6 protein-coding genes are annotated in these 9524 nt (G+C 64.4%); 2 read left to right on the forward strand and 4 right to left on the reverse strand.

The features are described from left to right. Positions 1-5 precede the first annotated feature (5 nt). From guaB to SX243_23490, 3 genes are all read right to left on the reverse strand, one after another. Entirely contained in the window at positions 6-1478 is a 1473-nt protein-coding gene (guaB, locus tag SX243_23480; protein MDY7095947.1) for an IMP dehydrogenase, read from the reverse strand. A gap of 95 nt (positions 1479-1573) precedes the next feature. After that, entirely contained in the window at positions 1574-4282 is a 2709-nt protein-coding gene (gene secA / locus SX243_23485) for a preprotein translocase subunit SecA (protein ID MDY7095948.1), read from the reverse strand. A gap of 172 nt (positions 4283-4454) precedes the next feature. After that, positions 4455-5330: a peptidoglycan DD-metalloendopeptidase family protein gene (locus SX243_23490; GenBank protein MDY7095949.1), complete on the reverse strand. Its 876-nt coding sequence runs from the start codon at positions 5328-5330 to the stop codon at positions 4455-4457. Positions 5331-5773: 443 nt separating this feature from the next. On the opposite strand from SX243_23490, the gene SX243_23495 reads away from it, so the two are divergent. Both SX243_23495 and SX243_23500 read left to right on the forward strand, forming a co-directional pair. After that, complete coding sequence (locus SX243_23495; protein MDY7095950.1) at positions 5774-7687, forward strand: hypothetical protein; 1914 nt, start codon at positions 5774-5776, stop codon at positions 7685-7687. Between the two features lie 61 nt (positions 7688-7748). Next, positions 7749-9092: a TlpA disulfide reductase family protein gene (locus SX243_23500; GenBank protein ID MDY7095951.1), complete on the forward strand. Its 1344-nt coding sequence runs from the start codon at positions 7749-7751 to the stop codon at positions 9090-9092. A gap of 28 nt (positions 9093-9120) precedes the next feature. Here SX243_23500 and SX243_23505 read toward each other — a convergent pair. Beyond that, the coding region (locus tag SX243_23505; GenBank protein ID MDY7095952.1) for a tyrosine-protein phosphatase at positions 9121-9524 on the reverse strand (404 nt) is incomplete at its 5' end.

Here is a 9524-nt window from a genome sequence, read left to right on the forward strand (position 1 = left end):
CCCAACTACTGGGTCGAAACCTGATCGACCCAGTAGTTGGGTGACTCCTTGGTGATGTGGACGTCGTGGGGATGGCTCTCCCGCAGGCCGGCGTTGGAGATGCGGACCATCCGTGCCTTGGTGCGCAGCTCTTCGATGGAGGAGCAGCCCGCCAGGCCCATACCGGAGCGCAGGCCGCCGGTGAGCTGGCTCACCATCTGGTGGGCGCTGCCCTTGTACGGCACCATGCCCTCGATGCCTTCGGGAACCATCTTGGTGAGATCTTCCTGGAAGTAGCGGTCGGCGCTGCCGGCGGCCATGGCGGCGAGGGAGCCCATGCCCCGGTAGGCCTTGAAGGTACGGCCCTTGTACAGGATGGTCTCACCGGGGCTTTCCTCGGTGCCCGCCAGCAGCGAGCCGATCATCACCGAGTGAGCGCCGGCGGCCAGGGCCTTGGTGATGTCGCCGGAGAATTTGATGCCTCCGTCCGCCACCACCGGCACGCCGTGCTCGGCAGCTTCCCGGGCACACTCCATGATGGCGCTGATTTGAGGGAGTCCGGCGCCGGTGACCACCCGGGTGGTGCAGATGCTGCCCGGGCCGATGCCCACCTTGACGGCGTCGACTCCGCGCTCCGCCAGCGCCCGCACGCCCTCGGCGGTGGCCACATTGCCGGCGAGAATCTTGATCTCCGGCAGCTCCTCGCGGATGGTCTCCAGGGCTTGCAGCACCCCGCGGCTGTGGGCGTGGGAGGAGTCCATTACCAGCAGGTCCACCTTCGCCTTGACCAGTGCCCGGGCGCGCTCCAGGAAGTCGCCGGAGGTGCCCACCGCCGCTGCGACCCGCAGTCGCCCCAGCTCGTCCTTGCAGGCGGTGGGGAAGTCCATCATCTTCTGGATGTCTTTGACCGTGATCAGGCCCCGCAGGGAGCCGTCTTTCTCCACCACTAGGAGCTTCTCGATGCGGTGTTTGTGGAGCATCGCCTTGGCTTCGTCGAGGGTGGTGCCGGGGGGCACGGTGACCAGGTTCTCCTTGGTCATCAGCTCGTCGATGCGCTTGTCCTGGTTCTCCTCGAAGCGCAAGTCCCGGTTGGTCAGGATGCCCACCAGCCGGCCGTCGTCGTCGGTCACCGGCACGCCGGAGATCTTGTAGCGGGCCATCACCTCCAGCGCCTCGCGGATGCGCTGCTGGGGGTGCATGGTCACCGGATCGACGATCATGCCCGCCTCGCTGCGTTTGACTTTGTCCACCTCTTCCGCCTGGCGGTGGGCCGGCAGGTTCTTGTGGATCACCCCCATACCCCCTTCTTGAGCCATGGCGATGGCCAGACGGGACTCGGTGACGGTGTCCATGGCGGCGGAGATCAGCGGGATGTTCATGCCGATGTCCCGGCAAGCGATGGTTCCTAGAGCCACCTGGTTGGGGTGGGTTTCGGACATGCCGGGGACGATGAGAACGTCGTCGAAGGTCAGGGCCAGGGGTGGGTGGTTGTCTTGCATCATCCTCGAATCTTGGCTGGGTGAGCGGTAGCTGAATGGACGACCCGACGATCTCGGTGGATCGTTGGGTCGATCACGAAGGGCGCCTGGGACTGCTAGCCGGCGTGGGCCGCCGACGGAGCCCCGTGACATTTCTTGTACTTCTTGCCGGAACCGCAGGGACAGGGATCGTTGCGTCCGACCTTGTCACCCTGCCGAACGACCTGCTTGGGAATGGCCGAGGTGTTGCCGGCACCGGAAGCGGAGAAGCGCATGGCCGCCCGCACCTTCTCGCGGCGTTGGCGCTCCCGTTCGATCATCTCTTCCCGGCTGACCGGCTCCATGCGGTAGACGGTCTTGATCACCGTATCCTCGATGCGCTCGCGCATGGCTTCGAAGAGCTCGAAGCTCTCGCGCTTGTACTCGTTCAGCGGGTCTCGCTGACCGTAGCCGCGCAGGCCGATGCCCTCCTTGAGGTGATCGAGGGCCAGGAGGTGGTCCTTCCAGCTGGTATCCACCACCCGCAACAACACCTGCTGCTCGAGGGCGTGGATGACGTCCTCGCCGTACTCGTCCACCTTCTCCTGATATTTCTCCGCCACCAGCCGCTGGAGCTCCGTCCGCAGCTCGTCGATACCCAGCTCGGTGAGCTCCAGATCCTGCTCGTGGAGCTCGATGTCGAAGTAGGCGTTGAACTCGGTAGTCAGCTCGTCCAGCTTCCAGTCTCGGGGGTCGGATTTTTCCGGACAGTGCTGGTCGATCAGAAACTCCACCAGATCGTTGCTGGTGGTCTGGACGAATTCGTGACTGTCGTCGGTGCTCTCGAGGATGGAACGGCGCAGGCGGTAGATCTCCTCCCGCTGGCGGTTCATCACGTCGTCGTATTCGAGCAGGTGTTTGCGGATCTCGAAGTTGCGATTCTCGACCTGGGTTTGAGCCTTCTCGATAGCCCGCGAGACCATGCGGTTCTCCAGGGGCTCGCCTTCCTGCATGCCGACTCGGATCAGGCCGCGGATGCGGTCGGAGCCGAAGATGCGCATCAGATCGTCTTCCAGGGAGAGGAAGAAGCGCGAGGAGCCGGGGTCCCCCTGACGACCGGAGCGGCCGCGCAGCTGGTTGTCGATGCGGCGGGATTCGTGGCGTTCGGTGCCCAGGATGTGCAGACCGCCGAGCTCGAGGATCTCTTCCCGAGCGCCGTGGCATTTCGCTTCCGCCTCCTTCAAGGCCTCGGCGTACTCTTCCGGCTTGGTCTCCGGATCCGCTTCGGCGGCGGCCATGATCTCGGGATTGCCGCCGAGGACGATGTCGGTGCCGCGGCCGGCCATGTTGGTGGCCAGCGTCACGGCGCCGCGCCGTCCCGCCTGGGCGACGATGGAAGCCTCGCGGTCGTGATACTTGGCGTTGAGCACCACGTGGGGAACCCGCTGGCGCTTGAGCAGCTTGGAGAGCTTCTCGCTGGTTTCGATGGAGACGGTGCCCACCAGCACCGGTTGACCGGTGCTTTGGCAGTGCTGGATCTCCTCGACCACCGACTGCCACTTCTCGTCGGCGGTGCGGTAGATGAGGTCGGCGCGGTCGTCGCGGATCATCGGCCGGTTGGTGGGGATGACCACCACTTCCAATTTGTAGATCTGGCCGAACTCGGTGGATTCCGTCTCCGCCGTACCGGTCATGCCCGAGAGCTTGTCGTACATGCGGAAGTAGTTCTGGAAGGTGATGGTGGCGAGGGTTTGATTCTCGCGCTCGATCTTCACCTTCTCCTTGGCTTCCACTGCCTGGTGCAGGCCGTCGGACCACCGGCGGCCCTCCATCATGCGGCCGGTGAACTCGTCGACGATGACCACCTTGCCGTCCTTGACCAGGTAGTCCACGTCGCGCTTGAACATGTTGTGGGCTCGGAGGCCTTGGTTGACCGCGTGGAGGGCCTCCATGTTCACCGGGTCGTAGAGGTTCTCGAGGCCCAGCATGCGCTCGACGTTGGCCACGCCGTCCTCGGTGAGGGCGACGGTGTGGGCCTTCTCGTCGATGATGAAGTCGCCGGTGGTCTCCTTGGAGCCGTCCTCGTGTTCGATCTCCTCACCCTGCTTGAGTCGCGGGATGATGGCGTCGATGCGGTAGTACTTTTCCGTCGACTGCTCGGAAGGACCGGAGATGATCAGCGGCGTCCGGGCCTCGTCGATGAGGATCGAGTCCACCTCGTCGACGATGGCGAAGGCATGCCCCCGCTGCACCATGTTGGCGACCTCGAACTTCATGTTGTCCCGCAGGTAGTCGAAGCCGAACTCGTTGTTGGTGCCGTAGGTGATGTCCGCCCGATAGGCTGCCTTGCGCTCCTGGTCCCCCAGGTTGTGCTGAATGATGCCGACGGTGAGGCCGAGGAACTCGTATACCGCGCTCATCCACTCGGCGTCGCGGCTGGCCAGATAGTCGTTCACCGTCACCACGTGGACACCCTTGCCGGCGAGGGCGTTGAGGTAGACGGGGAGGGTGGCGACGAGGGTCTTGCCCTCACCGGTCTTCATCTCGGCGATCTTGCCCTGGTGGAGCACCATGCCGCCGAGGAGCTGGACGTTGAAGTGGCGCATGCCAAGGGTGCGCACGGAAGCCTCGCGGACCACGGCGAAGGCTTCGACGAGCAGATCGTCGAGGGTTTCTCCCGCCTCCAGGCGCTGGCGGAATTCGTCGGTCTTGGCTTTGAGCTGAGTATCGGAAAGGGCTTGGATCTCCGGCTCCAGAGCGTTGATGGCCTCTACGGTGGGGGCCATACGCTTGAGCTCGCGGTCGTGCTGACTGCCGAAGACCTTAGTCAGAAGCTTGTTGATCATGGATCGTGGGGCACCGTCGGGAAATTCACGGTAGGTCGAAGACGCCGTCGGCGACGGCGAGATTCGAGTCTAGCAGAAAGAAGAAGACGTGCAGGAGAAGTTGGGGCCGAGGGATTCGGCCCGGTGAGAGTCACCTGCGGGAGTCGACGGAGGCGGTGCGGGGCTGTTTGGCTCAGCGCCAGGAGACGCGGTCGAGGATGTAGCCCATGGGGTTGGTGGGCTTGCCGTCGACCCGCACCTCGTAATGCAGGTGATAGCCGGTGGAGCGGCCGGTGCTGCCGACGTAGCCGATGACCTCGCCCCGCTGCACCCGGGTACCTTCTTCCACCGCCAGCTTCGAGAGATGGCCGTAGCGGGTGTGGATGCCATAGCCGTGGGAGAGGAAGACCGACTTGCCGAGGCCGCCGTTCCAACCCGAGTGGGTGATGATGCCGTCGGCGGGGGCCCGCACCTCGGCGCCGGGGGCGGCGGAGATGTCCAGACCCTGATGGAAAGCTCGCTTGCCGGTCACTGGATCCTTGCGCAACCCGTAGGCGCTGGTGCTGATGCCACGCACCGGCAGCAGCGTGGGCATGGCGGAGATCCAGCGGGCGCGCTCGTCCAGGCGTTCGGCGACCTGGCTGAGGGTGCCGTCGAGAACGTTGACTCGGGCGTCGAGGAATTCGAGCTGCTCGAGATCCGAAGGAGCAGAGGGGAGACCGCCGATACCGGCGTCGCCGTTGTTGATGCCCGGGGTCTCGAGACCGGCGAGGATCGCCAGCTTGCGGGTGCGGTCCTCATATTCCGCCAGCCTGCCCTCGAGCTCGCCAATGCTCTCGGCGAAGCTCTCGTTGACCTGCTGGAGGTCTTGATTCTCGGCTCGCAGACCTTCCAGGCGGTCGCGATCGAATGCGGTAGTGAAGTAGGACCAGCTGATGAAGACTGCAAAGGCGGTGAGGAAGAGGATCGAGGCAGCGGCGATGACCAGCTGTCGATTCGTTACCCGCCATTTGCGGAGCTTGGCCTGGGCATGAGGGACGAAGATGATGGTGTGGTGTTTGAGCGCCATCGACTTGGGGAGTTCCTCAGGGCCGGATTCAGCGGCGCCGGATCCGACAAACTTTTGTCGAGCCCGACTCGTTGAGCATCGCGGCTGTTGACTGCAGAAAATTCGATCTAACCGGGTAGAAATTTTAGGGAATGTCGCAGGGATGTCAAGGAGTTAGGGCTGCTCACAACGTTTTTTCCTCCTATTTGGCGAAAAAAGCGACTCAGACGCGTAACTTCATGCTACTGAGGCATATACGAGCAGCCGCATGTTGTCCTCGAGGAGCAGGTCGGGGATCCTCGCTGCGACCTCGGCGGCGCTCCGGAGAGCCGACCTTCCGAAACCGCCGAAGTGACAATCGTCTATACAGACACCGAAGCTGTCCCGATTGTTCCCGACCTGCACACCTCCTCTGTGGTATTCCAATATTAGGCATCTTGCTTGTTTGTGGGAGGTAGGTTTTGTTGAAGAACGGACGAAGTGGGTCGCTCTCTATTCTTTCGCCGGGGGCCCGTCGGGTCCTGCGCTCTGCCGCGGTGCTGGCTGCGGTGGGAGGATTCTTGGCTTGGGGCCTCGCCGGGTTTGCTACCGGGGGCTCCGACGGCACCCTGCACATGGAGATCCCTCGATATCTGGGGGTCACGGAGAGCTATGCGATCCCGCAGCCGACGCAGGTGCCGGCGGTGGAGAAGACGCTGCAGGAGTACGCGGCGGAAGTCGCTGAGTTGTACGAGCCCGATGCGGCTACCGCCGCTGAGCTTGCGCGGCTGAATACCCTGCGGCAGATCAAGGAGTACCATCAGGACGCCTTGCTGGCGGAATCGTCCATCTTCGGGCTCGGCATCGTGCGCAACGTGGGGGATACGGATTGGGAGCTCGCCGTCTTGGTGCCGCAAGGAACGCCGCCCGCGGCAGCGCAGACGGCGCTGGTCAACCACGGAGTGACCCGCGATTTGGGCGATATCGCTTATGTCCTGGAGGTCGCCTCACCGGTGATTCTGGACGCCGACGAACGTCCCGGCCAGTCCGAGGTGTGGAGCGGTGAGTTCAGCCAGCCGAACGGTAATTGTCCCCGCGGCTCCATGGGCTGGCTCGTGCAGTCCAATCGGGCCGATGAGGAGAACGAGAACGGCGAGTCGACGGGAGCCCAGAGCATTGGGTATCTGGCGGCTCTCCACACCACCTCGGTGGGGCCGATGCATCGATACGAATTCTTCGACCAGATCCCCCGGGACATCCAAACCAGCGCCATGCAGTCCATAGGCTGCTTGGGCTTCTCGGAAACCGGCCGAGTGCTGCGGCTGGGTCCCCACACTTCCGTGCTCGTGCCGCAGAATATCCGTCAGGACATCGACTTTGTCGCCTTCAACGAGGAGGGAGCCTGTGACCAGGCAGCGTCGCCGGAGGCCGCCGACGGAAGCCAGGAAGGAGTACCGGTGTGCAACGGTTTCGGTCCGATCCCGGGACCCGTGGATCCATGGCTGATGGAAGCCCCGGATACCGACGACGCCGCCACTCTGATCTTCGCGCAGTCGTCGATTTGCGGTGCGGCTACCGCCGATCTGCGCACCGGGATGCTCGAGGGGCTGGAATTCATCGTTCAGGTAGCGGTGACCGATTGGAGCAACAACCCTCTGTTTACCGTCACTCTGGACGATCTGTGGCGGATCTCGAGTCCCAACGCCTTCGGCCAATCCGGGGACTCCGGGGCGCCGGTGTGGATCTTCGATGCCAATGCCAACGGCGGCGAGGGGGCCAATCGCCCCCTCGGCACCTATGTCGGTCGGTTCAATGTCGGCACCCAGACCAAGTACTTCACCACCAGCCTGCCCAACAATCTCAAGGACTTTGATGTCGATTTGATCCTCGACAATCCGCGCAATCCGGATGAGGAACCTTGCGCCACCTCCTGCGAGTGCTCCTGCGAGAGCTTCTTGGGTGGCCTCGGGCCGGAGGAGGCGCGGCTGGTGTTGGATACGGCTCTGGCAGCCAACTCCAACGCCATGAAGCGGCTCACCTCCCTTGCGGTGAAGCACGAAACGGAGCTGCGCGGCTTGCAGAATGCATCCGGCGCGGCATTCTACGAGAACCTCTTCGCTACCGAGCTGGCGCCCCTGGTACAGGAGGCGTTCAGCACCCGCGAGCGTTCGAAGCTCAACTCGACCAAGATCAAGGCGGCGCTCGAGGTGCTGGCGTGGATCCACCACTCGGTGACCTCCCAGGAGCTCAAAGACGAGGCTTCGCGGATGTACCGCGTCGTCGCCGCCTACGGCGAGGGCCGCACGGTCCTCGATCTGCTGCGCATCTACATGCGCTATGCGGAGGAGCCGGAAGGCCCCAAGGGCAGCGGTCGCAGCAAGCTCGGCGTTGCTCGCTGATCCGTCGTGGCCCTAGCCTTCCTGCGACCTCGACGACCTGCCCGACGGAGCTGAGACGAGCATGCTCGAGCCTTTGGAGCTCTTCGGCTGGTCCATCGGTTGGTACCCCACCATGGCCGTGGCTGCGGCGGTGGTGGGGACGATCTTTTTTCTCATCTACTCGCCCCGCAAGGCGGTGTTCGGCCATTGGAGCCGCGCGCTGATCTACTGCCTGTCCATCGCGGTGCTGGGGGTGGTGGTGTCCCGGGTGTGGTCGGTGGCGGCGGTGGCCTGGTTCTCCGAACGGTGGGGGTCGCTGGCGGCCTTCTACCGGCCGCTGACCTTGACGGAGGCCCTCTCCCGCGGCGGGCTGGTCTGGTACGGCGGCTTTCTGCCGGTGCTGGCCTGGGTGCTCTTGCTGATGGTGTGGATTCGCGGAGACCGCTACCTGCGGCTCCTCGACGTCACCGCCCTCATGGCCTGCATCGCCTACCCGGTGGCGCGCACCGGTTGTTTTCTCACCGGCTGCTGCTTCGGCGCCTGGTCCGATGCTCCGTGGGCGGTCTACGTGCGCTACGGCCCGCACTTCAGCCTGGTGCCCAAGCACCCCACCAACCTCTTTGAGGTGATTCTCCACGCCGGGCTCTTCGGCATCCTGTTGCACCGAGACCGAAAACCCCATCCCGCCGGCACCATCGCCATGGAATTCATCGTCGGGCACGCGATGGTGCGCTTCTTCATCGAGTTCCTGCGCACTCATCCCGAGGTGGCCTTGGGCCTGACCTCGCGGCAGTACATCTCCATCGGTCTGGTCACCGCCGCTCTGCTCGCTCGCCGGTGGATGATTCGCCGAGCCGCCGCGGGCGAGGTGGCTTCCGAGGCCGGAGCGGCTGCGGAGGCCAACGGGAGGATTGTGGGGCCGTCGGCGTGGAAGCTCGCCGCCAGCTCCTCCGCGGTGCTGATGCTCTTCGTCGGTAGCTTTGCCGCCGCGGATCGGCTGGTCATGGAGCCGCGCAACGCCGGCGGCCAGGTGCCGGAAGTCGCCTTCGCCGGACTCGACGGTGGAGAGGTGCCGCTGGCGGAGCTACGGGGTACGCCGGTGGTGCTCAACTTCTGGGCCAGCTGGTGCGCTCCTTGCCGCACCGAGATTCCCGAGCTCAATCAGTTCCGCAGAGACAACCCCACCGTGCCTCTCCTGGGCGTCGGGGCCGACGAGCCACCGGAGCTCAGCCGCCGGGCGGCTCAGGAGCTGGGCATCACGTACCCGGTGGTGGTGGCGGACCAGCGGATCCTCGAGCTTTTTGGAGTCCTCGCCCTGCCGCGAACGGTGGTGCTGGACAGCAGCGGCCGCATCGCCGCCGTGCACAGTGGAACGGTGACGGCGACGCAGCTGGAAGCGATGGTGGCCTCGGTGGAGGAGGGGTAGCTAGCCTTCCCGGGGCGCCGATGTCGAGCTATCCGCGGCTTCCGTTGATGGACAGACCGCTCTCGGCCAGACGCTTGCTCAAGGAGTGCAGACCCAGGGTGCCCGGCGGGCTGAAGAGATCCGGCAAGGTTCCAGCGTCGACCAGCGAATGAAGATGGTCCGCGTAGTGACCGATCATGTTCTCTTGGCTCTCGGTTTGAATGTACAGCCGAGAGCGGGTGCGCAGGCTACGAATGGCATCCTCGGCGGTCAATCCCAATGAGACCAGGCAGCAGGCGCCGATGGTGCCGGTGCGGCCGAGCCCGGCCCGACAATGCAGGAGTACCGGGCGGTGATCGAAGATGGCGCCGAGGATCTTGCTGCAGAGATCGGCGACGGATCGCGCCGGCGCCACGCCCATATCCAAGATTGGGAAGTGCAGCAGCTCGAAGA

The organism is Acidobacteriota bacterium, assembly GCA_034211275.1.
Lineage (GTDB): Bacteria > Acidobacteriota > Thermoanaerobaculia > Multivoradales > JAHZIX01 > JAGQSE01.

Coding starts and splice junctions, on each gene's coding strand:
- guaB (MDY7095947.1), bottom strand. CDS start 1,478: ATGCAAGACAACCACCCACCCCTGGCCCTGACCTTCGACGACGTTCTC.
- secA (MDY7095948.1), bottom strand. CDS start 4,282: ATGATCAACAAGCTTCTGACTAAGGTCTTCGGCAGTCAGCACGACCGC.
- SX243_23490 (MDY7095949.1), bottom strand. CDS start 5,330: ATGGCGCTCAAACACCACACCATCATCTTCGTCCCTCATGCCCAGGCC.
- SX243_23500 (MDY7095951.1), top strand. CDS start 7,749: ATGCTCGAGCCTTTGGAGCTCTTCGGCTGGTCCATCGGTTGGTACCCC.